A 23912-nucleotide genomic window follows, 5' to 3' on the forward strand; every position below is an offset into this window, starting at 1 on the left:
GGCGTTCGGCTTCCTTCCGGGCGGTCGGAAGTCCCCGTGCGTTCCGGCCCGCGTACGGCGCGGGCCCGCGGCCGATGTGGCACCGTGATCGTGCCGTACGCCACCGACCGCGCCCTCCGGAGCCGCCCGATGTCCCCCGCCGCACCGTCCTCCTTCGAGCTGCTGCCCGGCGCCGACTCCTCCCCCGTGCTCCTCCATGTGCCGCACTCCGCCCGGGACATACCGGCGGACGTGCGCGCGGGCATCGTGCTGGACGACGAGGCGCTGGAGCGCGAACTGGACCACATCACGGACGCGCACACGCGGCGGATCGCCGCCGAGGCGGCCGCGTTGTCGGCCGTCACGCCCTGGCGGTTCGTCAACCGGCTCTCCCGGCTGGTCGTCGATCCCGAGCGGTTCCCGGACGAGCGGGAGGAGATGCTCGCCGTGGGCATGGGGGCCGTGTACGAGCGGACCACGCACGGGGCGGTGCTGCGGCCCGCGGGCAGCGATCCGCAGCCGCTGCTGGAACGCTGGTTCCGCCCGTACGCCCGCGCCATGACCGAGGCGGTGGCCGGCCGGCTCGCCGCCACCGGCCGGGCCGTGATCATCGACGTCCACTCCTACCCCACCGCCCGGCTGCCGTACGAGCTGCACGGCGGCGGTCCGCGCCCGCCGGTGTGCCTGGGGACCGATCCCCGGCACACGCCGCCCGGGCTGCTCGCTGCGGCCCGGGAGGCCTTCGCACCGCTCGGGGCGACCGGGCTCGACAGCCCCTTCGCCGGGACCTACGTGCCGCTGGAGTTCCACGGCACGGAGCCCCGGGTCAGCGCCCTGATGGTGGAGATCCGCCGGGACACGTACATGTCCGAGCCCGGCGGACCCGCCGGACCCGGACTGCACCGGCTCGCCACGGCGCTGGCGGACCTGGTCGACGCGGTACCCCGCTGACCTCCGCCCGGCGGCCTGTCGCGGTCAGGCCCGCAGCCACTCCGTGACGACCACCTCGCCGCCGGCGCGCAGCCGCAGCGCGAAGGGACCCGCGGTCGGCACGTCGCCGGCGAAACGGCCCATGGCGTCGGCCGTGAGCGTGGCGGGCACCGCCGGCTGCGGGCCGCCGAGCACCTCGATGCGGGCCGGCTGGGGCGGCAGCACCTGCCCCATCAGCCCGCGCGCGGTCACCTCGACGTCCACGCTCAGCTCACCGGTGCGGAACGTCAGCATCCGCGGCGCGTCCGTCACGCCCCTGACCGGAATGGCGTCGACCAGCGAGTCGAAGGTCAGCTCGGCGATCCGGGCGTCCAGGTCGTGCAGCGCGTAGGCCTCGACGGCCAGGCGCCGCAGCTCGGCCGGTACCGGATCCAGGACGGCGGCGGCCCCGCGCAGCTCCTCCTCCAGCCGGCCGGCGTCGAACTCCTCGTCGTCGAGGACGGTCTCGTCGTCGAATCCGTCGTCGTTGATGGCGTTCACAGTGCTCCCCGTGCGTCGAGTCGGGCCCGCAGGCGCCGCAGACAGCGCTGGCGCAGCGGCCCGATGCTGCCGACGGCGATGCCCAGAGCGGCGGACACCTCCTGGTAGCTCGGCGGCGGCGAGGCCATCAGCACCCGGAGCAACTGCCTGCACCGATCGCCGAGTTCCTCGAACTCCTGCCAGAGCCGCCGCATGCGCTCGCTCTGCGCCGCCGCCTCCTCCGAGTCGAGCACCGCCTGCTCCGGCGTGCGGTCCTCGCTGACCCGGTCCAGCAGTTGCGGATCGTCGGTCGGCGTCAGCCGCCGCGAACTCCTGAGGACCTTCAGGCACTCGTTGCGCGCGGTGCTCGCCAGCCAGCCGCCCGCCTTGTCCGGCTCCCGGATCCGCCCGAGGTTCTGGGCGAACCGGAACCAGGCGGTCTGGTAGACCTCGTGCGCGTCGGCGTCGCTGAGCCGGTGAGCGCGCACCACGGACCACACCAGCGGGCTCAGCCCTTCCACCAGCGCCTTCCAGGCCGCCGCGTCGCCGTCGACGGCGGACTGGACGAGCGCGCCGACATCTGCACGATCCACGGCCCCACCCCTCGTGTACGGCCAGTCATCGTACGCCGTGACGGGGGCCGCCAGAGCCCTCACGTCCCGGTGGCGAGGGCCACGACCGGCACCGGGCGCCAGGTCGGCGGACGGAGGGCCGGCACATGGGCGCCGCGCACCTCGGCGAACTCGGCGTGCGCCGTGAGCAGTTGCCGTGCGGCGGCCCGCGGGTCGGTCTCCTTGTGGGCGACCATGTGGGAGGCGATCATCCCGGCGACCACGGGGGTGGCGAACGAGGTGCCGCTCCAGTGCGCGAAGCCCTCGAACATCACCTGGTCCGGCTTGCCCCCGCCGGCCTGCTGCTCCTCGCTCAGCTGTCCGGCGTGCCGGGGGTACTGGCAGGTGCAGGCGTAGGTGAAGCCGTACCGGCAGGAGTCGTAGGTCGAGTGCCGGTATACGTACGGCACCGGGGTGGCGAAGCCGGTGAGGGAGCTGGTGAGGCGCTCGCCGGGGGCGTAGACCTTCACCCAGCCGCCGTGGTTGCTGAAGCAGGCGCCGAACTCACCGTCGCTGCGCAGCGCCCCGACCGAGACGACGCTGTCCTCCCAGGCGGGCAGGGTGGCGTGGGCGGCGGGCCAGAAGGGCGTGGCGCTGCCGTTGTTGCCGGCCGCGGCGACCAGGAGCGTGCGCTGGGTGCGCAGTTCCTCCATGAAGGCCTGCAGGCCCAGCAGACCGTCGGGGCGGCCGTTGGGCGTGCCGGCGGACAGGCTGATGATGTCGGGCCAGCCGTCGCGGTCGACGGCCTCGAACAGCTTGTCGCCGAACTCCGACTCCAGGATGGCGCCGGCGTCGTTGAGGGTGTTGCGGACGGTGAGGTCGGTGTTCGGCGCGACGGCGGCGAGGAGGCCGGCGATGAACGTGCCGTGCCCGACGTACTGCTCGAGGGCGCCGTCGTCGCCGGTCTCCTTGATCTGGAGGTCGCCCCGGGTGTGGGCCAGCAGCGGGTAGGAACCGTGGTCCTTCATCAGGCCCGTGTCGATCACCAGGACACCGACCGCCGTGTCGGGGTCGTACGCCGCCTCCGCCGCCGCGGGGTTGGGCGGCTGGTCCAGCGGGGCGGGCACGGGTTCGTCGCCGGGGCAGGCGTTGACCGGCGCGATGTGCACCACGTGGTTGCGGCTGACCAGCCGGTGTCCCGCGCGTCCCTCCACCGCCCGCAGCGCCCGCAGCGCGCCCGCCACGGCACGGTCGCCGCGCTGGTCCCCCTCGCCCGGGTCACCGACCTCGATCCGGGTGATCCCGGAACGGTTGGTCTCGGCACCGCCGCGGCGCACGCTGTCGGCGACCAGTCCCGTGGTCTCGGCGAAGTGGGTCCGCACCGTGTCCTCGACGATGCGGGCCTCCTCGCCGTCGCGGGCCAGGACGACGCCCTTCTCGTAGATGAAGTCGGCGGAGTCGTCCGGCCCCATCGCCAGGGGTACGTCGGGCATCGAGCGCTGGATCTGGTCGAACTGCTCGCGGAATCGCTGTGGTGCCATGGCGTGTCCTCCCGGTGGGACTTCGGTCGACAACAAGAGCCGCGATGCGACTGCTTGATACACAGACAAACACGTGTGGCACGGTTCCCCGGCCACTACCATCCGAGGGGTGACAGCGGGAAGCGACTCGGTTCTCGAACTCCTGCCGATGGTGTTCGCCGCTCCCAACGACGCGCTGGCCGGGGCGGAACGGGTGCTCGGCACCGGTGCGCCGCCGTTGCACGCCTCCGTCGCCCATCAGGTGATCGGGATCTGGCAGCGGGACTTCGGCGATCTGCGGATCGCCCTGCACCATCTGCGGCGCGCCCGTGATCTCGCGGCGCGCGCGGAGTCGGCCGAGCGGGAGGCGGACGTCCTCGGCACGCTCGGCGTGGCCCTGGTCCACGCGGGCCGCACCCGGCAGGGCCTGGCCGCGTTCGAGCGGGGTGTCCTGCGCGGCACGGGCCACACCCGGGCACGCGTGCTGTACCGGCGGGCCTACGTCTGGTGGGTGCTGGGCCACCATCGTGAGGCGTTGGAGGACGTACGCCGGGCGATTCCGGTGCTGCGTCAGGCGGACGACGTGATCTGGACGGCGCGGGCGCTGACGCTGCGGGCCACCGTGCACCTGGCGCTGGGCGCCGTGGAGCGGGCCGACGCCGACTTCACCGCCGCCGAGGCCCTGTGGGACACCACCGGCCAGGAGCACGACAAGGCCGACGCGGTGGAGAGCCGCGGCCTCGCCGCGTTCCGGTCGGGCGACGTACCGGCGGCGCTGCGGCTGCTCGACGAGGCGGCGGAGCGGTACGCCAAGCTCGGCACCCCGTCGTTCATGCTGAACATCCGGCGCTGCGAGGTGCTGATGGCCGCCGGACTAGCGCCCGAGGCGCTGGCGGAGGCGGACGCCGCGATCGCGGTCCTCGACGGTATCGGCGGGCAGTCGACGCGGAAGGCGGAGCTGCTCCTCGCCGCCGCCCGGGCGGCCCGGCTGGCGGGGGACGCGCACACGGCGATCGCCCGGGCGGCGCTGGCGGTGCGGCTGTTCGCCGCGCAGCGGCGGACCTGGTGGGAGACGCACGCCCGGCTGGTGCTGATCGAGGCGCGGATGGCCGCCGGACGCAGTTCGGGCCGGCTGGTCGCGGACGCCGCCGCGGTGGCCGACCGGCTGGCCTCGTTCGGCGCGCCGGCCGCGCCGGAGGCGTCGCTGCTCGCCGGCCGTATCGCGCTGCGCCTGGGCTGGCGGACCGACGCGGAACGGCATCTGGCGGTCGCCGCCCGCAGCCGGCACAGCGGGCCGCCGCTGGCCCGGATGACGGGCTGGGCGGCGCAGGCGCTGCGTGCCCGGGCCGCCGGATCCGGCCGGGGAGTCCTGGAGGCCTGCCGGCGTGGACTGGACGTGCTGGACGACCACCGGATGACGCTCGGCGCGTCGGAGTTGCGGGCCCGCGCCACCGAGCAGGGCGCGGAGCTGGCCGCGCTCGCCCAGCAGGCCAGCCTGTCCGGCGGGGGGCCGCGCCGGCTGCTGATGTGGAGCGAGCGCTGGCGGGCGACGGTGCTGTCCACACCGCCCACCCGCCCGCCGGCCGATCCGGCGCTGCTGAGCTGCCTGACCGCCCACCGGGAGATCGCCGCCCGCGCGGAGGCCGCCCGGATGGAGGGCCGTCCGGTGCCCGCGCTGGAGCGGGAACAGCGCCGTCTGGAACGGGAGATCCGCTCGCGGACCCTGCACATGCGGGGCGACGCGCCCGGCGACGGCCATCAGTTCGACGTCGGGCGGCTGCTGGAGCGGCTCGACGGGACCCAGCTGGTGGAACTCGCGGTGCTGGACGGCCGGGTGCACGTCCTGCTGTGCGGCCGGGGGCGGGTACGGCGGTTCGAGGCGGGGCTGCTGGCCGAGGCGGAGGTGGAGGCCGAGCACGTCCAGGCGGCGTTGCGGCGGCTGGCCCATCCGGGGGCCGAGGGCCGGCTGCCGGTGGTGGAGGCCGCGGGCCGCAGGCTGGAGGAGCTGCTGCTCGGACCGGCCGCGGCGCAGCTCGGACCCGGACCGGTCGTGGTGGTGCCGCCGGGCCGGCTGCACCGGGTGCCGTGGGCGCTGCTGCCGTCCCTGCGCGAGCGGGTCCTCAGTGTGTCGCCGTCCGCGAGCAGTTGGCTGCGGGCCCGGGAGACCGAGCCGCCGCCGGGCGGCCGGCACGTCCTGGTGCGCGGCCCGGGTCTGGCGACCGGCGGTGCGGAGGTGCCCGACGTGGCCGACCGGTACGGCAGGCCGACCGTCCTGGAGCACGACGAGGCACGGGTGCCGCGGGTGCTGGCGGAGCTCGACGGTGCCGCGCTGGCGCACATCGCCGCGCACGGCACCTTCCGCGCGGACAGCCCGCTGTTCTCCTCGCTGCGGATGGCCGACGGCCCGCTCATCGTGCACGACTTCGAACGCCTGGACCGCAGTCCCTACCGGATCATCCTGTCGAGCTGCGACACCGCCCGGCTCGCCTCGGTCGGCGCCGACGAACTGCTCGGGCTGGTCACGGCGTTGCTGCCGCTGGGCACAGCCGGTGTGGTGGCGAGCAGCGCCCCCGTCAACGACGCCGCCGTCGTCCCGCTGATGGGGGCGCTGCACAAGGCACTGAGCGCGGGGGTGTCGCTGGCGGAGGCGCTGCGCGACGCGCGGGCGTCGGTGCCGGGCGACGCGGTGCATCAGGCCACGGGGTGGGCGTTCACGGCCTTCGGCGCGGCCTGAACGCACCTCACGCGGGCTGCGCGTGCGGCGCCTCCACGAGCCACGGCAGGGCCCTTCGGTCGCTGGCGCCGAGACGGGCGTAGGCGCTGTAGAGGTGGTTGCCCACCGTGCGGACGGACAGGGTGAGCTGTTCGGCGATCTGCCGGTTGCTCAGTCCGGTGGCGGCGAGGGCGACGATCTGCCGCTGCCGGACGGTGAGTTCGCCGAGGACGAGGCCGGACAGGGCGGGGGTGCGGGCGCTCTGACAGCGCCGGGCCAGGGCCACGGCGCGGGTGCGTGAGGTCCGGGCGGCGCTCGGGTCGCGATGGGCCCGGACCGCCTGCGCGTGCGCCTCCGCGGCGAACAGCAGGAAGCCGCGTTCCTCCAGTCGTTCGGCGGCCCGGTCCAGGGCGGGGCCGTCGCCGCGGGCGAGGGCGTCGGCGTGCTGGGCGAAGACGCCCGAGAGCCGGCCGGCGGCCGGGGCGGGGTCGCCGAGCCGTACGGCGTCGTAGGCGCTGCCGGCGTCGGCGGGGTCCGGGGCGCGGTCGACGTCGCCGCGCGCGGCCGCCAGCCACATCGTCGCGGCACCGCCCAGAGAGTGCTCGGCGACCAGTGCCCCGGCGGTCGCCACATCGCCGGACTGCGCGGCGGACAGGGCGAGTTCCGACCGGCAGGAGTCGTCGCCGGGCGCGCCGCGCAGTCCCTCGCGGGCCCATGCCGCGGCCTGACGCAGCTCTCCGCGCAACCGCGCGAACCGCGCCCGCACGGCCGCGTACCCCGGGGGCAGCGGCGCGTCCTGCGCCACCAGCCACTCCCCCACCGGCGTGGGCACCGGCCGTACGTCGGCCTGCTCGATGCGCCGCTCCAGCGCCGAGAGTTCGGCGGCGAGGGCGGGACCGCACCGGTCCGGCGCGCCGGTCAGCCGCCGGGCGCGCAGGGTGCCGGCGGTGGCCCGCAGCGCGGGCCCGTACAGCGGGTGGGCGAGGTGCACGGCGGCGTGCTCGTCGAGGTGGATCAGGGCGTCGGCCTCCAGGCGTTCGAGGACGCCGAGATCGAGCTCGTCGAGGTGCAGCGACAGGGGTTCGGCGAAGGCGAGCTTGTCGAGGGTCTCGCCTTCGACCGGGTCGGTGCGGTCCAGGGCCGGGGCGACGCGCTCGCGCACGGCCGCGGTGACCGGCACCGGGCCGCGCCAGGCCCACTCGTCCGAGTCCGGGACCCGGGTGAGCAGGCCGCGCTCGCGCACCGCGCCGAGCAGGTCGCGCAGCAGCCGCAGGTCTCCCCGGCACAGACTGTGCAGGCGGTGCGCCGTCAGCGGCTCCAGGGGGCCGCCCGCGCCCGCGGTCATCAGCTGCGCGGTCTCCGTGGCCGGCAGCGGTTCCAGGGCCAGCCGGGGCAGCAGTTCGCCGGTCCACAGCCGGGCCACGGCGCCGGGCACGCGGGTGCCGTCGGTGGCGACGACCAGCAGCCGGGTGCGTCCCTGCACGGCCAGCTGGTGGACGAGGGCGGCCGAGGCGTCGTCGAGCAGGTGCGCGTCGTCCACGAGCAGCAGCCGTACCCCGGACAGCAGTTGCACCGCCCGGTGCAGCGTGACCTCCTCGGGCAGCAGGTGGGCGAACGCGGCGAAGGGGATCCCCCGGGTCTCGGGCGTGCCGGCCACCTTGGCACAGCCGCTGCCGCGCACCGCCTGCGCGACGAGCCGGGTCTTCCCGCAGCCCGCGGGCCCGGTCACGGCGATGCCGTGCCGGCCGGCGGCCAGCGACCTGCGGACGACTTCGAGTTCGTCCTCCCGCCCGGTGAACGGCCAGGGCAGTTCCAGGGTCTTCGCGTCCTGTTCGTAAGTCATCACGTGAACTAGAGCGGTGTTACTCACCCCTGATACAGGTCGACTTGAGTAGGGGCCGACTCAGGCGCACCGGACGGGCGCAGGGCAGTCTGTGCGCATGGCCGGACGCTACTGCTCCCTCGCGCAGGCGTCGGCTCCGGTGTTCGAGCCGGGGCTGACCGCCGAGCGGCTCGGTGCGCTGCGCGCCGGCCGGCGGATGTGGGTCAACGGCACGGTCCTGCACTACTGCTTCTTCGACGGCGACACCGACGCCTCCGTCATCCCCGTGCCGGGCGGCACGGAGACCCGGCGGGTGTCGTGGGTCGGCGCCGAGGAGCAGCGCGACGTGGTGCGCGACTGCTTCCGCGAGTGGCAGGACCTGGGTGTCGGCGTCACCTTCGCCGAGGTGAAGGACCGTTCGGAGGCGGAGCTGCGCATCGGGTTCCAGCTCGGAGACGGCTCCTGGTCGACCGTGGGCAAGGACGCGCTCCAGGTCGGCCTGGGCGAACGCACGATGAACTTCGGCTGGGACCTGACCGCGCCCGGGGAGCGCGGGACGGCGCTGCACGAGATCGGGCACGCGCTCGGCATGCTGCACGAGCACCAGAGCCCGTTCGCCGGCATCCACTGGGACGACGAGGCCGTCTACGCCGAACTGGCGGGCCCGCCGAACTTCTGGAGCCGGGAACGGACCCACTTCAACATCCTGCGCAAGCTCGACCCCGACGACGTCGACGGCTCGGTCTGGGACCCGCTGTCGATCATGGAGTACCCGTTCCCGTCGGGGCTGATCCTGGAGCCCGAGCAGTACCGCGCGGGTCTGAACCCGCCCGGCACCCTGTCGGCGCTGGACAAGGAGTTCGTCCTTCGCTGGTACCCGCCGACGGGTGCGCGCCGGCCGCCGGCACTGGTGCCGTTCCGTTCGGTGCCGCTCGGTCTGCGGCCGGGTGAGCAGGCCGACTTCACCGTCGAGCCGCCGGAGACCCGCGAGTACACGGTGGGCACCTTCGGCGACAGCGACACCGTCGTCGTGGTCTTCGAGGAGCGGGACGAGGAGCCCCGCTATCTCGCCGGACAGGACGACGGAGGCGTCGGCGGCAACGCCGCCGTCAGGGCCCGGCTCGTCAAGGGCCGCCGCTACTTCGTCCGTGTGCGCCTGTACTCCTCGTGGGGTTCGGGTGAGACGGCGGTCATGTGCTGGTGACAGCACGGACCGCGCACCACGGACACGAAAGACCGCAGTCCGGCACCGGGGGAGCGGTCGGTACGTCACCTTCGGGGGAGGGTGACGTACCGACCACGCCACGTCCGGCCCCGGAGCGCATGGGGGTGCGCTCCGGGGCCGGAAGTGTTTCGGCGGGGACCGGGTGACACGGCGGCGGGGGCGTGGCGGGGCTCACCGCGCGAGGCAGCGGGGGACTCAACGCGGGAGGTACGGCGCCAGGCACCGCGGGAGACACGAAAAGGGCCCCGCGAGCTGCCGCCCGCGAAGGCCCTCCGCACCGTCGGGACGACAGGATTTGAACCTGCGACCCCTTGACCCCCAGTCAAGTGCGCTACCAAGCTGCGCCACGTCCCGGTGCGCCGTCACCCGGCGAGCCGGGTGAACGCGCAGGTTAACCCTACCTCATGCCTGGGTGTCGCCCTCTTCGCCCGCCCCCGTGTAGAACGCGGTGGTGCGGTCCGCCGCGGCGCGTGCCGCGGTCTCGTCCTCACCGCCCGCGACGCTCGCCGCGCCCCACTGCTCGCTGCTGGCCGTGATGAAGCGGCGGCCCTCCTCGGACTCCGACCACGCCATGGCCTCGGCGGGGTCGACGGGCGCCCCGGACGACAGATGCCGGGCGAGCCCCATCACCGCGAGGTCCCAGCCCACGCCGACGGCGCCGGGCCCGAACTGCGCCCACCGTTCGTCGTCGACGTGGGCGATGTGCTCCAGCTCGAAGCGTGTGCGCTCCTCGGTCTCGGCGGTCAGCCGGAGCTCGATCCAGCTGACCTCGCCGCCGTACTCCCAGGTCGCGAAGAAGCCCTTCGGCGGGTCGCAGCGCTCGATGGTGCCGGAGGCGTTGCCCTCCAGCCGGTAGTGGCCGCCCGGGCGCAGCTCGCCGGTCACCGGCAGGAACCAGCGGGGCAGCCGCTCGGGGTTGGTGCAGGCGTCCCAGACGTCGTCGAGCGGGGCAGCGTAGGACTGGCTCACGGTCACCACGCGAGCCTCGCCGGCTTTGAAGACGCGCTTGCCGACCTGCCGGCTCACGGAGTTGATCTGGTGGGTGACGTCGATCACGGGTTGCTCCTCGGTGGGTCTTCGGCGCCGCGAAGCCGGCGCTCGCGTCTGCCGCGGGCCAACTCCGTGGCCAGGGCGTCCAGATGGGGGGTCCAGAACCGGCGGAACCGGTCGAGCCAGACGTCGACGTCCCGCAGCGGTTCGGAGTTCACCGCGTACAGGCGGCGGGTGCCCTCGGGGCGCACCGTCGCGAAGCCGTTCTCCCGCAGCACCGCCAGATGCTGCGAGACCGCCGGCTGCGATATCCCGAACTCCGCCCTGATGACCTCACTGACCGCGCCGGCCGCCATCTCCCCGTCGGCCAGGAGTTCAAGGATGCGGCGCCGCACGGGGTCGCCGAGTACGTCGAAGGCGTGCACATCCGCAATGTATCAGCACACGCTTATATAAGCGAGCGCTGATACTTCGGGTGCCGGCGGGTGGGCGTGCCTAGTGCGCGCGGTACAGGGCGGTGACGTGTTCGATGACGGCCTGCGTCGCGGGGTGCGGCTCGTCGCGCCACCAGATCAGCCGCACGGCGACCGGCTCGGCGTCGCGCACCGGGCGGTAGACGACGCCGGGGCGCCGGTACTGGTTGGCGGTGGACTCCGCGGTCAGGCCGACGCACCGGCCGGTGGCGATCACGGTGAGCCAGTCGTCCACGTCGTGGGTCTCCTCGGTGACCGGGCGGGAACCGGCCGGCCACAGGTCCACCGTGGTGGTGCCGGTGCGGCGGTCGACCAGGAGGACGCGCCCGCCGAGGTCGGCGAGCCGGACCGTCCGGCGGCGGGCCAGCGGGTCGTCGGCGGCCAGGGCGCACAGCCGCCGTTCCAGGCCGACGACGGCGGAGTCCAGACGCCGGTCGTCGGGGCTCCTGCGGACCACCGCGAGGTCGCACATCCCCTCCAGCAGACCCGCCGTCGGCGAGTTGACCCGCACCAGGGACAGCTCGACGCCCGGGTGCGCGGCGCTCCACCGGCGCTGGAAGGGGAGTGTGTGCCGGCCGAGCGCCGCCCAGGCGTAGCCCATCCGCACCCGGGCGTGCCCGGAGGTGGCTTCCCGGACCAGATGGTCCGCCTCCGCGAGCACCCGCCGGGCGTGCGCCACGACCCGCAGTCCGGTGGCCGTCGGGGTCACCTGACGGGAGGTGCGTCGGAGCAGCCGGACACCCAGGGAGCGTTCGAGGGAGGCCAGGGTGCGGGACACGGCGGCCTGGGAGACGCCGAGCGCCGCGGCCGCGTCGGTGAAGGTGCCCTCGTCCACGATCGCGACGAGGCAGCGCAGTTGGCGTAGCTCCACATCCATGACTCAAGCGTATGGATGACTCGACGGTTGCATTTTGCGCAAGGGGCGGAAGCCCGCACCATCACCTGCATGCCAGCAGCCTCCGCACGCCGTGTCTCGCCCGACCGGTGCCCGCAGCCGTCCGGCCGGCGCCGGTCCGGTGTGGTCACCATGGTCGCCAGCGGCCTGTCCAACCAGACCGGTGCCGCCGTCGGCGCCCTGGCGTTCCCCGTGATCGGCCCGGTCGGTGTGGTGGCGGTCCGGCAGTACGTCGCCGCGGCGGTCCTGCTGGCCGTGGGCCGGCCGCGACTGCGGCACCTCACCTGGGCGCAGTGGTGGCCGGTGCTGCTGCTGGCCGTGGTGTTCGGGACGATGAACCTGAGCCTGTACAGCGCCGTCGACCGCATCGGTCTCGGGCTGGCGGTGACGCTGGAGTTCCTCGGCCCGCTGGGCATCGCCCTGGCCGCGGCCCGGCGCCGACTGGACGCCTGCTGCGCGGTGATCGCCGCGGCGGGCGTGGTCACGCTCATGCGTCCGCGGCCGTCCGCCGACTACGCGGGGATGGGCCTCGCCCTGCTGGCGGCCGCGTGCTGGGCGGCGTACATCCTGCTCAACCGCACCGTCGGCCGGCGCGTTGCCGGAGCGCAGGGCGCGGCGGCAGCGGCGGGCGTCTCCGCCGTGCTGTTCCTGCCCGTCGGCGTCCTGGTCGCCCTGCGGCACCCGCCGGACGCCGCGTCGATCGCCTGGGCCGTGACGGCGGGCGTCCTGTCCTCGGCGGTGCCCTACCTCGCGGACCTGCTGACCCTGCGTCATGTCCCGGCCCAGACGTTCGGACTGTTCATGAGCGTCAATCCGGTCCTCGCCGCGGTGGTCGGACTGCTCGTCCTCGGGCAGGACCTCGGGGGCTGGGAATGGGCCGGTGTCGCGGCGGTCGTCGCGGCGAACACGCTCAGCCTCGCCACACGGCGCGTGTGAGGCCGGGCGGGCGGGAGTCGGCGGACGGCCGTCAGGTGCGCGGCATCCGGCGGATCACGCCGGGGGTGTGACCGGCACCGAGGCCGACGAGTCGTTCGTGGTGATCAGCGGCTCGGCGACGATCGGGGTGGCGGGCGGTCCGACGCTGACGTGGGGGCGGGCGACACGGCGGTGCTGCGAGCCGGCGACCGTACGGCCTGGACGGTGCACGAGACGCCGCGCGGGGCGTATGCGATCAGCCTCCGACGGCGGCCGTGGTGCCGCGGATCTCCAGCGTCGGCGCGGTGAGCCGGACACCTCCCGGTCCGCCGCGTCCCTCGATCCGGTCGAGCAGAGCGCGGGCCGCGCGGCGGCCGACCTCGTGGCCGGCGTTGTCGACGGTGGTGAGCCACACGTGCCGCAGCCGGGAGATGCTCGTGTTGTCGTAGCCCACCACGGACAGGTCGCGCGGGACGCGCAGGCCGAGTTCGTCGGCCGCCGACAGGACACCGACCGAGGTGATGTCGTTGACGGCGAAGACGGCGGTCGGCCGGTCGGGGCGGCTGAGCAGCCGGACGGTGGCGCGGTAGCCGCCCTCCTCCGTCAGGTCGCCGCTCTCCACCACCGCGCCGTGCGCGAGCCCGTGCGCCCGCATGGTGGCCTCGAAGCTGTCGCGGCGCAGGTCGCCGACGGCGCCGTAGCCCGCGATGTGGGCGATGCGGCGGTGACCGAGCCCGACGAGGTGCTCGGTGGCCAGCCGGGCGCCGTCGGTGTCGTCGCCCGCGACCACGTCGACACCGGGCGGCACCGGCTCGCGGGCCCCGGCGACGACGACCGGTATCCGCTCGGCGACCGGTTCGAGCGCCGCGCGGTCCGGCAGGGTGCCGACCACGACGAGCCCGTCGGCCTGGAGGTCGAGGAAGGAGCGGGCGAGGTCCCGGCCCGTCCGGTGGTTGAGGCGGGCGTCGGCCAGGAGCATGTGCAGGCCGTTGTCGTGCAGCAGCGAGTTCAGGCCGTCCAGCAGGTCGACGAACCAGGGGTTGCGCAGATCGTTCAGGAGGACGCCGACCGTGCGGGAGCGCTGCTCGCTGAGGGTGCGGGCGGCGGCGTTCGGGCGGTAGCCCAGCTCGCGCACCGCCCGCAGCACCGCGTCCCGCTTCTCCGGGCGGACCTGCGGGGAGCCGCGCAGTACGAGTGAGACGAGCGACTTGGAGACACCGGCCCGTTCGGCCACGTCGCGGATCGTCGGCGCTCTCATGGCATGGACCGTTCCACGCACCGGTCCGCTTGTCAAAGCCCCTTGACACGTGCGGAAACGACGCGGAATGTGACGTGGGACGAAAATGGACCGGTCCAAATGGGAGATGTCATGGTGGATGCACTCGGCGTCGCCGTCGTCGGATTCGGCTGGATGGGCCGCGTCCACACCCAGGCGTACGCCCGCGTCGCGCACCACTACCCCCGGCTGCCTCTGCGTCCGCGGCTCGTGACGGTGGCCGAGGAGGTGCCGGGCCGGGCCGAGGAGGCCGCCGCGCAGTTCGGGTTCGAGTCGGCGACCCGCGACTGGCGTGAGGTGGCCGCGGACCCGCGCGTGGGAGCCGTCAGCATCACCGCCCCGAACTTCCTGCACCGGGAGATCGGCGTCGCGATGGCCGCCGCCGGCAAGCACATCTGGATCGAGAAGCCGGTGGGTCTGACGGCCGAGGACGCCCGCGCGGTGGCCGACGCGGTCGCCGGCGCCGGGGTCCGGGGCGCGGTCGGCTTCAACTACCGCAACGCGCCCGCCGTGGAGGCCGCCCGGGACCTGATCGCGAGCGGGGAGCTGGGCGATGTCACCCATGTGCGGATCCGGCTGTTCAGCGACTACGCGGCCCATCCCGAGGGTGCCCTGACCTGGCGGTACGAGCGGGAGCGCGGCGGCAGCGGGGTGCTCGGCGACCTCGCCTCGCACGGCGTGGACCTGGCCCGGTTCCTGCTCGGGGACATCACTTCGCTGACCGCCGACACGGCCGTGTTCGTACCCCGGCGGGCCCGCCCCACCGGCGCCACCGCGGGGCACTCCCGCGCCACGGGCGGCGAGCTGGGCGAGGTGGAGAACGAGGACTACGTCAGCTGTTTGCTGCGCTTCGCCTCCGGTGCCCGCGGGGTGCTGGAGGCCTGCCGCGTCTCGGTCGGCGAGCAGAACAACTACGGCTTCGAGGTGCACGGCACCAAGGGCGCCGTGTTCTGGGACTTCCGCCGGATGAACGAGCTGGGGGTCAGCCGTGGCACCACCTATCAGGACCAGCCCGTCAGCACGGTGTACGTCGGCCCCGGCGACGGCGAGTTCGCCGCGTTCCAGCCCGGCGCCGCGAACGCCATGGGCTACGACGACCTGAAGGTCGTCGAGGCCTACCGCTTCCTGCGTTCGATCGCCGAGGACACCGCGTACGGCGCCACGCTGGCGGACGCCGTGCACAGCGCGGCGGCGCTGGACGCGATGACGCGGTCCGCGCGGACCGGCAGCTGGGTCAGCGTGGACGCCGGGGCGTGACGTCCGGCGGCCGGGGTGCGCGTGCGGCCCGGCGGCCGATCGCGTACTTGGCCGGGACGAGGACCAGCCACCACCACATGGCCGCCGGCCCCAGCACCGCGGCCAGCGGGACGGTCAGGACGAACACCGCGACGGTCACGGCGTGGTCGAGGGCGTAGAGGACGGAGCCGGCCTCGGACTCGTTGTCGTCGCGCAGCCAGGGACGCCGGCGCAGGACGACGACGAGCGCGAGGTGGGCGGCGCCGAGCGAGGCGACCGCCCCGGCGTAGACGGCGACCGAGACGGGTTCGCCGCCGTAGTCGGAGATGAGGCGGGTGGGGAAGGGCACCAGGGCCGCGACGCCCAGGCCGATCAGGGCCAGCAGGACCACCTGCCCGTCGACCTGCCGGACGGTGCTGAAGATCTTGCGGTGGTCGCGCCAGTAGCCGCCCAGCACCGCCACGCTGAGCGCGTACGCCCCCAGGTCCGGGAGGAGGTCGAGCAGTTCCTCGTGAAACTGCGCCGACTCCAGTCCGCGGGGCACGGAGAGATCCAGGACGAGCAGGGTGATGGCGATGGCGAACACGCCGTCGGCGAGGGCCGTCAGCCGCTCGGGGCCGCCGTCCGGGATCGATTTCCACATGCCCACGACGGTAGGAAGCCGGAGCCCCCCGACCGGGGATCCACGCCCCCGGCGCGGCGGTGTGTCACACGCCCGTGGCCGGCGGCAGGTTGTAGGGCGTGACGACCTGGATCGCCGAGGGCAGGGTCGGCCCGGCGGGCGGCAGCGCGCCCTGGGCCCGCATCACGAGGTGGCAGGCCTCGCGCATGTCCTGGCGCAGGTCGTGGTGGAGCACGGCGGACAGCCGGTGCTCGCGCAGCAGTCGGGTGTTGTCCTGGTCCAGATCGTGCGCGACGAACACGGCGCACGCGCGGCCGAGGTCCTCGAAGGCGCGCAGGGTCGCGATGTTCCCGCCGCCGATCGAGTAGACCGCGCGGATCTCCGGGTCGCGTTCGAGGGTGGCGCGGACCAGGTCGTACTGGTTGGCGTCCAGGCCCTGGCCCTCGGCGATCTCGACGAGGGCCCGGTGGGGGTGGCGGGCCCGCATGGCGCCGCGGAAGCCCATCTCGCGCTCCTCCTCGTTGCGGAAGAAGCCGCTGCTGAGGCTGGTCAGGACATGGCCCGGGCGGTCGCCGAGCCACTGGCCCATGAGGTAGGCGGCGGTGGCGCCGGCGGCGCGGTTGTCGATGCCTACGTAGCCGAGGCGGGAGCTGGCGGGCAGGTCGGTGACGAGGGTGACGACCGGGATCCCGGCGGCGGTCAGCCGGCCCACCGCGGCGGTGATCTCGGGGACGTCCGGTGCCTTGAGGATCACTCCCTGGGAGCCGCGCCGGGCGATCCGGTCCAGGGTGGCCGTCAGTTCCCGGACCGTGCCGGTCTCACGCAGATGGAAGCGGGAGCGCAGCACGGCCGGGTGCAGGGACGGCAGCTCGGCCTCCAGGGCGGCGCGGACGGCCGTGGTGAAGCGCTCCGGGGCCTGCATCACGATGTCGATCATGAAGGTGCGGCCGACCAGCCGGACCTGGGTGCGCTGCCGGTCGAGGTCGGCGATGGCCCGCCGCACCTCCTGCGCGGTCGACTCGCGGACCCCTCCCCTGCCGTTGAGGACCCGGTCGACGGTGGCCTCGCTCAGGCCCGCCTGACGTGCGATCTCACGGATGGGGAAGGGGTGTCCCACAGAAGGCTCCTGAATGTCGGGCGGCGGTCCGCCGGGGCTCCGCCGACGGATCCGTTTGACGGGTTTTTGATGGCTGCCTGCTGGTTGTTCGAAGGGTTTGTCATGTCAAGAATGGCAGTGCCGAGCCGCCCCTGTCATCGAGGACCCGGGACGGAGGCCCCGGCGACCCCGGCGGCATCGTCCCGTGCGCCGCGGCGCACCGGCTGAAAGGACCTTCCGCAGATGGGACTTCTCGACGACAAGGTCGTCCTGGTCAACGGCGGCAGTCAGGGGGTCGGCGCGGCCGTCGCCCGGGCCGCGGTCCGCGAGGGCGCGGCGGTGGCCGTCACCGGGCGCCGCCCGGCGCCCGGCGAGGCGCTGGTGGCGGAGCTGACCGAGGCGGGCGGCAAGGCCCTGTTCCTCCGGGCGGACCTGGCCGACGCCGAGCAGGCGAAGGCCTCGGTCACCCGGACGGTGGCGGCGTACGGCCGGATCGACTGCCTGGTGAACTCGGCCGGGCTCACCTCGCGCGGCACGCTCCTGGACACCTCGCCCGAGCTGTTCGACCAGCACGTCGCGATCAACCTCAGGGCGCCGTTCTTCGCGATGCAGGCGGCGGTGGCGGATCTGCTGGCCCGCGGGGCGCCCGGGACGATCGTCAACATCATCACGTCCTCGGCGCACGGCGGGCAGCCCTTCCTCGCGCCGTACGTGGCGGCCAAGGCCGGGCTGATCGGTCTGACCCGCAACGCGGCGCACGCCCATCGCTTCGACCGGGTGCGGATCAACGGTGTGAACATCGGCTGGACCGCGACGGAGGGCGAGGACGCGACTCAGAAGGCGTTCCACGGCGCCGGCGACGACTGGCGCGAGCAGGCGGCCGCGCGACTGCCGATGGGCACGCTGGGCCGGCCGGACGAGATCGCCGACTTCGTGGTGTTCCTGCTGTCCGAGCGGTCCGGTGTGGTCACCGGTTCGGTGATCGACTGGGACCAGAACGTGCTCGGCGGTCTGGACTGACCCGGCCTCCCCTGCGCCCCCCGTGGGGCTCCCCCCTGGTGCTCGTCCCCGCAAGACCTCAAGGAGCTGCTCCCCCATGCGTATCGGAATCCTCGGCCTCGGCCGCATCGGCGCCTTCCACGCCGAGACCCTGCACGGACTCGACGCCGTCGAGTCGCTCGTGGTGACCGACCCGTTCACCGACGCCGCCAAGGCCGCCGCCGAGCGCTTCGGCGCCGAAGTCGCGGACTCGCCGGAGGCCCTGCTGGCGGCCGGTGTGGACGGCATCGTCGTCGCCGCCGCGACCGACGCCCACCCCGCCCTGATCCTGGCCGGGGTGGAGGCCGGCATCCCGGTCTTCTGCGAGAAGCCGGTCGCCGGGACGACGGCCGAGGGCGTCAAGGTGCTCAAGGCGGTCGAGGGCGGCGCCGTGCCCGTGCAGATCGGCTACAACCGGCGCTTCGACGCCGGCTTCGTCGCCGCGCGCGCCGCGGTGCTGTCCGGGGAGCTGGGCACACTGCACACGGTGCGCTCGACGACGCTGGACCCGGCGCCGCCGCCGGCCGCGTACATCGCCGCCTCCGGCGGGATCTTCCGCGACTGCTCGGTGCACGACTTCGACATCATCCGCTGGGTGACGGGCCGTGAGGTCACCGAGGTGTACGCCGTCGGGGGCAACCGCGGTGCCGACTACATCGCGGCGGCGGGCGACGCCGACACCACGGGAGCGGTGCTCACCCTGGACGACGGCACGATCGCCGTGGTCTCCAACAGCCGGCACAACGGGCGCGGGTACGACGTGCGGATGGAGCTGCACGGCTTCGAGGACTCCATCGCCGTCGGGCTGGAGGACAAGCTGCCGCTGCGGTCGGTCGAGCCGGGCGCGACGTTCCCGGCGGGTACCCCGCACGACTTCTTCATGGACCGCTTCACCGAGGCCTACCGGGCCGAACTCGCCGCGTTCACCGAGGTGGTCGCCGGCCGGCGGCCGTCGCCGTGCACGGTCGCGGACGCGCTGGAGGCCGGGTGGATCGCGGAGGCGTGCACGCTGTCCCTGCGCGAGCACCGGCCGGTGCGGATCGATGAGGTGCGCACCGCCTGAGCCCACGCCCTCAGTGGTGGAACCCCGGCTGCTCGGCCACGTGTCCGGTCTGTCCTCGCGACAGCAGGCCGACGGCGGTGCGCAGGTCGGAGGCGAGGAGGGCGATCTTGTCGTAGGAGGTGCCGTGCCGGACCAGGACCCGCTGGACGACGGTGTCCTCGCGGCCGAGCGCCAGCGGGTACGCGGGGACCTGCCAGCCCCGGCGGCGCAGCTGGTCGGAGACGTCGTACAGGGTGAAGGGTGACGCGGCGTCGTCGGTGAGGGTCCAGGTGACGGCGGGCAGCGCGGTCTGTCCGTCGTACAGGACGGTGAAGGGGCCCATGCCGGCGACCTCCCCGGCCAGCATCCGGGCGGTGCCGGCGCAGGCGCCGTGCACCTTCGTGTAGCCCTCCCGTCCGAGCCGCAACAGGTTGTAGTACTGGGCGACGACCTCGCCGCCGGGGCGGGAGAAGTTGAGGGCGAAGGTCGGCATGTCGCCACCGAGGTAGGAGACGCGGAACACCAGGTCCTCGGGGAGCAGGTCGGCGGACCGCCACACCACCCAGCCGACGCCGAGCGGGGCCATGCCGTACTTGTGCCCGGAGGCGTTGATGGAGGCGACCCGCGGCAGCCGGAAGTCCCAGACGAGCTCGGGATGGAGGAAGGGCGCGACGAATCCGCCGCTGGCCGCGTCCACGTGCACCGGGATGTCGAGGCCGGTGTCCGCCTGGATGCGGTCGAGTTCGGCGGCGATCCCGGCGACGGGTTCGTAGACGCAGGTGTAGGTCACGCCGAGGATCGCCACCACGCCGATGGTGTTCTCGTCGACGTACTCGCGCAGCTGGTGCGGGCGCAGTCCCACCGCGTCCTTCTCCAGCGGGACCTGGCGCAGCTCGACGTCGAAGTAGCGGGCGAACTTCTCCCAGCACACCTGGACCGGTCCGACGACCAGGTTGGGCCGGTCGGTGGGTTTCCCCTCGGCCCGGCGGCGTGCGCGCCAGCGCCACTTCAGGGCCAGCCCGCCCAGCATGGACGCCTCGCTGGAGCCGGTGGTGGAGCAGCCGAGGGTGGTGGCCCCGTCCGGGGAGTTCCACAGGTCGGCGAGCATGTGGACGCAGCGGGACTCGATCTCGGCGGTCTGCGGGTACTCGTCCTTGTCGATCATGTTCTTGCCGAGGCACTCGTCCATCAGCGAGTGCACCTCGGGCTCCGCCCAGGTGGTGCAGAAGGTCGCCAGGTTCTGCGAGGCGTTGCCGTCCAGGCCCAGTTCGTCGTGGATCAGGGCGCGTACCGCGCGGGCGTCGGACACCTTGTCGGGCATCCGGTACTTCGGCAGCGCCCGCGCGCTGATGGGCAGCGCGTACACGTCGTCGAAGGGCCCGGCCGTCGGGCGGTTGGTCTGGTGCAGGGCCATGGAGTCAACCCCCGGGTCGCCGGACATCGCGGAGGGAGGACCGGGGGCGACATACCCGAGCGGCACATGTGAGGGACTGCGACTCGCGTCCCGGCCTCCCTCTGTCCGCAATCTCGCACAGCGGGCGCGGCGGCGCCCGCCGAGCGCACCCGGACGACGGTGGCGCGCGGCCGTCCGGCCCGGCTCGGGCGGACCCGGGCCGGGCGGGGTCAGGGCGCGGAGAGGACGAGGCGGCGGGCGAAGTTGCGGTAGCCGAGCCGTTCGAAGGCGGCGGCCATGGGCCGGTTCGTCAGGTCGGTGTCGGCGCGGATCAGACCGGCGTCCGCCTCCTCGGCGAGCAGCCGGGTGATCTCGGCGAGGAGGTCGTCGACGTAGCCGTGCCCGCGGTGCTCGGGCAGCACGCCGAGGTAGCCGACGACGTGGGAGCCGGTGTTGCGGGAGGGCAGCGCGAAGCCGGCCGGTTCGCCGTCGGGGGTCTCGGCGACCCGCCACCAGGACCGTTCGCCCGGCATCGAGTCGCGGTAGAAGGCGACATCGGCGCGGGCCTGTCCGGCGGCGCCGAGCCGGTCGGCCTCGGCGCGGGTGGCGGCGTCGAGGGTGCCCTCCAGCACACGGCGGAAGAGGTCGGTGAAGACCTCGTCGTCGGGTTCGGGGCGGAAGGCCAGCCGGCCGGACGGCACGGGCACTCCGCTGTCGCGGGTCCACTCGTAGCGCAGCCGTTCCACGCCGGTGGTCAGACCGGTGCGCCGGGCCGCCTCCTGCCGCCAGTCGAGGTCGTCGACCGCGTCCGGCCGCTCACGCCAGTCCGGGGGCAGCAGGACGTGGTAGTCCGGCGGGGCCGTCCGCCCGGCCGCGGCGAAGGCCGCGTGCGCGGTGGTGAGCACATCGACGGCGAGCTCCGTGCGCGCCGGGGCGTCACCCGCCGGCTCGCGGACGGCGAGGGAGTTGAGCGCCCCGGGGTGGGTGTCGTCGGGGCCGCCCCACCAGACGGCCACGGCGTGCACCTGTCCGGCGTCCTCCGCGAGCCAGGTCCACTCCGGGCGGAACTCGCGCCGGGCGAGCCCCTCCCGGAACGCGTCGGCGTCGGTCCAGACGCCGACCCGGCCGGACGGCAGCAGGGCGAGAACGCGGTCGACGTCGGACTCGGTCATGGTGCGGATCGTCACAGGGCCTCCGGGCGGTGCACGACGATGTGCCGTCAGAAGTCCTACGCCGCGCCGTCGAGCCGCGTCAAACGGTTTTGACGCACCGGTACGGGCGCGCAGGGCCGGGCTTCCCGCCGCCGGACGTCACGGCGCCGCCGGGATCACCCCGGCGGCCTCCAGGCGGGAGGGGTCCGCGCCGAGGATCGCCTCCAGGGCGAGCCGCAGCGGCGGCCCCGGCTCGACGCCCAGCTCCTCCCTCATCACACGGCGGGCGTGGTGGTAGACACCGAGCGCGTCGCCCTGCCGGCCCGCGCGGTACAGGGCGGCCATCAACTGCCGGTAGAACGGCTCCCGGAGCGGGTGCTGCACGAGGAGGCCCTTGAGGTCCTCGATCACCTCGTGGTGCCGGCCCAGTGCCAGCGCGGCATCGACACCGAGTTCGGTGCAGTTGAGCCGTTTCTCCTCCTGGACGGCCGTGAACGACGCGATGGCCAGGGAGCCCGGAATGCCTTCGAGGACCGGTCCGCGCCACCGCGACAGCGCCCGGCCGAGCAGTTCGAAGGCGTGCTGGAAATCGGCGGCGGAGTACCGGTCGCGCCCCCGGTCGTAGAGCTCCTCGAATTCCTGGAAATCGGTCATGGCGCCGCTCAGGTCCAGAATGTATCCGGCTGACGTCGTCACGATCGGCGATGTTTCCCGCGGGCCGCTCAGGAATTTCCTCAACTGCGAGACGTACACACGCAGGCTGGCGAAGGCGCAGCGTGGCGGACCCTGCTCCCACAGCTCCGCCACGAGTTTCTCGCCGGGTACCGCCTCACCGACCCTGACCAGGAGCAGGGCGAGCAGTTTGGCAAGTTTGGGTGCTTCGGGTGTCAGTTGGACGCCGCCGCGGGTGACCCGCAGGCGGCCCAGCAGTTCGTAGCGCAGTGGTTGGTCGGGCTGTACAGCGGACAGGGACACGGCAACCCCCCGAATGCGTGGAACGCATTCAACTAAAAACGACTCCCCCGCCCGTCCCCAGGTTTCGGGACGCCAGTTACTCGACGGTATCCTGTTTCTCCGGAAGCCTATGGCAGGTCGTTCCCGGATGCCAGTCCCCCCTCGTTACACCGTCATTAAGGCGAGTGAAACTCGTTCCGTTCCGGGGCTGTACGCGCCGACCGGCAAGTCGCCGTTCAATTGAATATCCACCGTCCGGGGGCTGTTTTCGGACGGGCGGAACGGCCCGATCGCGGCGGACCGGGACGTTCGCGGGCCGGCGGCCGGAGCCGGGCCGTTCGCGGGCCGTCTCAGGCCGCCGCCCGCCCGCCGTGCCCGAGCGTCTCGCCGAGCCAGGCGAAGAGACGGTCGTGGAAGACCCGCATCGCACCCGAGTGGCAGTGCGCCCCGCCGCCCTCGTCCGCGGTGAAGACATGGAGCTGCTTGGGCGAGTTCAGGCCGGTGAACACCTTCTTCGCGTGTTCCAGTCCGGCGAAGAACATGTCCTCCTCGGCGTCGAGGACGAGCACCGGGCAGCGCACCCGGCCGATCACCTCGGACAGGCCGAACGCCGGAAGCGTGCGCAGCAGTCGGGCGGGCGTGCTCGCCCCGAAGGTCCACAGGGCCTGCCGCAGCAGCCAGCGGGTGAAGGTCTGCTGGGCGGCGATGCCCCACATGACGGGGTCGGCGAAGTCGTCACAGCCCTGTTCGACCCATTCGAGGACGAACGGCGGCAGCGCGACGACGTCGCCCAGTTGCCAGACCGCGTCATGGGCGACGCAGCCGGCCAGCCGGTGCTCGAACGCCGCGGCCCGCACGGCGAGCAGCCCGCCGAGGCTGGTGCCGACCAGCACCACCCGGCCGGCGTCGATCCCGGGCAGCGAGAGGGCGTGGTCCACGACCGGGGTGACGACCCGCTCCCAGTCGGGCCGGAAGACCAGCCCCTGTTCCCGCAGGACGGAGCCCTGGCCCGGCCCCTCGAAGCACAGACAGTGGTAGCCGCGGGCCAGGGCGGCCGCGGCGACGAAGAAGTAGCCCTCTTCCAGGGTGGAGTCGATACCGCCGTGGTGGACGACGAGCGGGCGCGGTTCGTCGGAGTCGTCCACCCGGTAGAGGTAGCCGGGCAGGGAGGTGCCCTCGTAGGGGATGCGTACGGGCCGCGGCGGCCGTGCCATGAGTGCGGCGGCGTCGGCGAAGGTCTCCCGGGACAGCCCCATCAACCGCAGGGCCTCGGCGTCCTGTTGGTCCTCACGCTGGAAGAACTCGGCGGTGCGGTAGTAGTTGTGGGCGCGCAGCAGCGCGGACCGGGCGTCGACGGGGCGTTGCTCCCGGCGGGCGGCGTCCCCCAGTCCGTGCGCGTGTGCGGCGAGCCGGGACCACTCCCGGCGCCACGCCTCGGTGTCGCCGTCGGGAATGCGGGAGGCGACCGCGACGACCTCGCCGAGCTGCGCGCCGCCGTAGTCGGCGTAACCGGCGGTGCGCAGGGCCTGGTAGTCGAAGGCGGGGTCGTCGAAGAGGAACTTCATGGCAGCG

Annotated in this window: 21 protein-coding genes, 1 tRNA gene and 1 pseudogene; 8 read left to right on the top strand and 15 right to left on the bottom strand. The window is 73.8% G+C overall.

Translation table 11 applies throughout. From position 1 onward, the window contains the following. The first annotated feature begins 129 nt into the window (after positions 1-129). Positions 130-930, top strand: a complete 801-nt coding sequence (locus DN051_RS08035; RefSeq protein WP_053762607.1) for an N-formylglutamate amidohydrolase — start codon at positions 130-132, stop codon at positions 928-930. Positions 931-954: 24 nt separating this feature from the next. On the opposite strand, the gene DN051_RS08040 is transcribed toward DN051_RS08035, so the two are convergent. The 3 genes from DN051_RS08040 to DN051_RS08050 are packed head-to-tail and all read right to left on the bottom strand — an operon-like array spanning position 955 to position 3520. Then, positions 955-1449, bottom strand: a complete 495-nt coding sequence (locus DN051_RS08040) for a hypothetical protein (RefSeq protein ID WP_053762517.1) — start codon at positions 1447-1449, stop codon at positions 955-957. After that, positions 1446-2021, bottom strand: a complete 576-nt coding sequence (locus DN051_RS08045; protein ID WP_053762516.1) for an RNA polymerase sigma factor — start codon at positions 2019-2021, stop codon at positions 1446-1448. Before DN051_RS08045 ends, DN051_RS08040 begins: the two co-directional genes overlap by 4 nt. Before the next feature lie 59 nt (positions 2022-2080). Next, positions 2081-3520 (bottom strand): S8/S53 family peptidase, encoded by a 1440-nt coding sequence (locus DN051_RS08050; RefSeq protein ID WP_112438383.1) that lies wholly within the window; start codon positions 3518-3520, stop codon positions 2081-2083. Between the two features lie 109 nt (positions 3521-3629). Between DN051_RS08050 and DN051_RS08055 the strand changes: the two genes are divergently transcribed. Then, on the top strand, positions 3630-6233 hold the full coding sequence (locus tag DN051_RS08055) for a CHAT domain-containing protein (protein WP_079001682.1): 2604 nt from the start codon (positions 3630-3632) through the stop codon (positions 6231-6233). Between the two features lie 7 nt (positions 6234-6240). Here the strand turns inward: DN051_RS08055 and DN051_RS08060 are convergent, their stop codons facing one another. Then, a complete protein-coding gene (locus DN051_RS08060; RefSeq protein ID WP_112438384.1) occupies positions 6241-8055 on the bottom strand; it encodes a LuxR family transcriptional regulator AbsR2 in 1815 nt (604 codons plus the stop codon). Between the two features lie 97 nt (positions 8056-8152). On the opposite strand from DN051_RS08060, the gene absR1 reads away from it, so the two are divergent. Then, on the top strand, positions 8153-9238 hold the full coding sequence (gene absR1, locus DN051_RS08065) for a beta-glucuronidase AbsR1 (protein ID WP_053762512.1): 1086 nt from the start codon (positions 8153-8155) through the stop codon (positions 9236-9238). 301 nt (positions 9239-9539) lie between these two features. Here the strand turns inward: absR1 and DN051_RS08070 are convergent. From DN051_RS08070 to DN051_RS08085, 4 genes are all read right to left on the bottom strand, one after another. After that, positions 9540-9613 (bottom strand) — tRNA-Pro (locus DN051_RS08070). Between the two features lie 48 nt (positions 9614-9661). Beyond that, positions 9662-10315: an SRPBCC family protein gene (locus tag DN051_RS08075; RefSeq protein ID WP_053762511.1), complete on the bottom strand. Its 654-nt coding sequence runs from the start codon at positions 10313-10315 to the stop codon at positions 9662-9664. Further along, entirely contained in the window at positions 10312-10674 is a 363-nt protein-coding gene (locus DN051_RS08080; protein ID WP_053762510.1) for an ArsR/SmtB family transcription factor, read from the bottom strand. Before DN051_RS08080 ends, DN051_RS08075 begins: the two co-directional genes overlap by 4 nt. 70 nt (positions 10675-10744) lie before the next feature. After that, on the bottom strand, positions 10745-11599 hold the full coding sequence (locus tag DN051_RS08085; protein WP_112438385.1) for a LysR family transcriptional regulator: 855 nt from the start codon (positions 11597-11599) through the stop codon (positions 10745-10747). A 150-nt stretch (positions 11600-11749) separates the two neighbouring features. Here DN051_RS08085 and DN051_RS08090 point away from each other — a divergent pair, with 150 nt between their 5' ends. Together DN051_RS08090 and DN051_RS46440 are read left to right on the top strand one after the other, a co-directional pair. Continuing rightward, positions 11750-12553 (top strand): EamA family transporter, encoded by an 804-nt coding sequence (locus DN051_RS08090; protein ID WP_246041199.1) that lies wholly within the window; start codon positions 11750-11752, stop codon positions 12551-12553. A gap of 99 nt (positions 12554-12652) precedes the next feature. Continuing rightward, positions 12653-12841, top strand: a pseudogene (locus tag DN051_RS46440) (hypothetical protein); the annotation flags it as partial. Here the strand turns inward: DN051_RS46440 and DN051_RS08100 are convergent. Beyond that, on the bottom strand, positions 12789-13790 hold the full coding sequence (locus DN051_RS08100) for a LacI family DNA-binding transcriptional regulator (RefSeq protein WP_112438387.1): 1002 nt from the start codon (positions 13788-13790) through the stop codon (positions 12789-12791). The pseudogene DN051_RS46440 and the gene DN051_RS08100 sit on opposite strands and share 53 nt — an antisense overlap. Positions 13791-13901: 111 nt before the next feature. Between DN051_RS08100 and DN051_RS08105 the strand changes: the two genes are divergently transcribed. Next, on the top strand, positions 13902-15065 hold the full coding sequence (locus tag DN051_RS08105; RefSeq protein ID WP_112438388.1) for a Gfo/Idh/MocA family protein: 1164 nt from the start codon (positions 13902-13904) through the stop codon (positions 15063-15065). On the opposite strand, the gene DN051_RS08110 is transcribed toward DN051_RS08105, so the two are convergent. Then, a complete protein-coding gene (locus tag DN051_RS08110) occupies positions 15043-15687 on the bottom strand; it encodes a TMEM175 family protein (protein WP_053762605.1) in 645 nt (214 codons plus the stop codon). The genes DN051_RS08105 and DN051_RS08110 overlap by 23 nt on opposite strands. Before the next feature lie 64 nt (positions 15688-15751). Continuing rightward, positions 15752-16783, bottom strand: coding sequence for a LacI family DNA-binding transcriptional regulator (locus DN051_RS08115; RefSeq protein WP_053762506.1), 1032 nt, complete (start codon positions 16781-16783; stop codon positions 15752-15754). A 222-nt stretch (positions 16784-17005) separates the two neighbouring features. Here DN051_RS08115 and DN051_RS08120 point away from each other — a divergent pair, with 222 nt between their 5' ends. Then, complete coding sequence (locus DN051_RS08120) at positions 17006-17782, top strand: SDR family oxidoreductase (RefSeq protein WP_053762505.1); 777 nt, start codon at positions 17006-17008, stop codon at positions 17780-17782. Positions 17783-17858: 76 nt separating this feature from the next. Continuing rightward, positions 17859-18863 carry a Gfo/Idh/MocA family protein gene (locus DN051_RS08125; protein WP_112438389.1) on the top strand — a complete coding sequence of 335 codons (1005 nt, stop codon included), beginning with the start codon at positions 17859-17861 and terminating at the stop codon, positions 18861-18863. A gap of 10 nt (positions 18864-18873) precedes the next feature. Here the strand turns inward: DN051_RS08125 and gad are convergent, their stop codons facing one another. The 4 genes from gad to DN051_RS08145 form a co-directional block, all read right to left on the bottom strand. Further along, positions 18874-20256: a glutamate decarboxylase gene (gene gad, locus DN051_RS08130; protein ID WP_053762503.1), complete on the bottom strand. Its 1383-nt coding sequence runs from the start codon at positions 20254-20256 to the stop codon at positions 18874-18876. Between the two features lie 209 nt (positions 20257-20465). After that, positions 20466-21407 (bottom strand): GNAT family N-acetyltransferase, encoded by a 942-nt coding sequence (locus DN051_RS08135; RefSeq protein ID WP_199314906.1) that lies wholly within the window; start codon positions 21405-21407, stop codon positions 20466-20468. A gap of 138 nt (positions 21408-21545) precedes the next feature. Beyond that, positions 21546-22361 (bottom strand): AfsR/SARP family transcriptional regulator, encoded by an 816-nt coding sequence (locus DN051_RS08140; RefSeq protein WP_234389032.1) that lies wholly within the window; start codon positions 22359-22361, stop codon positions 21546-21548. Positions 22362-22690: 329 nt separating this feature from the next. Then, positions 22691-23905 (bottom strand): alpha/beta hydrolase family protein, encoded by a 1215-nt coding sequence (locus tag DN051_RS08145; RefSeq protein WP_053762502.1) that lies wholly within the window; start codon positions 23903-23905, stop codon positions 22691-22693. Positions 23906-23912: the final 7 nt, after the last annotated feature.

The organism is Streptomyces cadmiisoli (genome assembly GCF_003261055.1).
Taxonomy (GTDB): domain Bacteria; phylum Actinomycetota; class Actinomycetes; order Streptomycetales; family Streptomycetaceae; genus Streptomyces; species Streptomyces cadmiisoli.